Raw genomic sequence first — 705 nt, 5'->3', positions numbered from 1 at the left:
AGCAAAGAAGTCCCCATCAGAGCCGTAAGTTAGGCGATTGAGAATGGCCTTCACTCGAGCTTTGGCGACACGCTCTTCAATCGTCGAATCGTTGTAAATGTGGGAAATGGCATCAAATGCGACATCAACGGTATCTTTGAGCGCCGCTTCTTTGGATTGAATGAGGTTTTGATGGAAGATCTCCACCTCTCGTTGACCCAATGTTTTGGCCTGATAAATGGAAATCCAACTGATGCTTGCCGACACTAAAACCACTGGAATCAATGTCAGCAAAATTAACTTGGCTTTGAGAGGCATCCTTCCCTCCATGAAACGCTGCCCAAAGGGTCAATATGCCCCAAGAGCAGCTTAACAACTTGTCTCAAAAGGTGAAGACTCTCAGCTCACAAAATCTCTTTTATTCCTTACTCATTAACCCATGCCGTAGAAACTTGGGAAAAACAGTAAGGAGGCAAGGACGAGAATTTGAATCGCAATGAATGGCATCACGCCACGATAAATATCCCGTGTAGTCACGCCTGCAGGCGCAACCCCTTTCAAATAGAATAAGCTGAAGCCAAATGGCGGTGTTAAGAAGGAGGTTTGTAAGTTCATCGCGATGAGAATAGCAAACCACGTCATGTTGATGCCGAGCAGCTCAGCAACCGGGGCGATAATAGGAACGATGATGAAACAGAGTTCAACGAAGTCGATAAAGAAGCCCAG

General features: G+C 46.0%; 1 protein-coding gene and 1 pseudogene. Both read right to left on the bottom strand.

Annotated elements, in window-relative coordinates; all coding sequences use genetic code 11:
* A pseudogene (locus tag R7190_RS27520) lies at positions 1 to 297 on the bottom strand (histidine kinase); the annotation flags it as partial.
* 114 nt (positions 298 to 411) lie between these two features.
* Positions 412 to 705, bottom strand: a 294-nt coding sequence (locus R7190_RS27515; protein WP_318137887.1) for a TRAP transporter large permease subunit, incomplete at its 5' end; no start/stop codon positions are given.

The sequence above is a fragment of the Vibrio sp. 1078-1 genome (assembly GCF_033340475.1).
The sequence above is the reverse complement of the archived record's forward strand: the minus strand, read 5'-3'. Positions and strand labels throughout refer to the sequence as shown.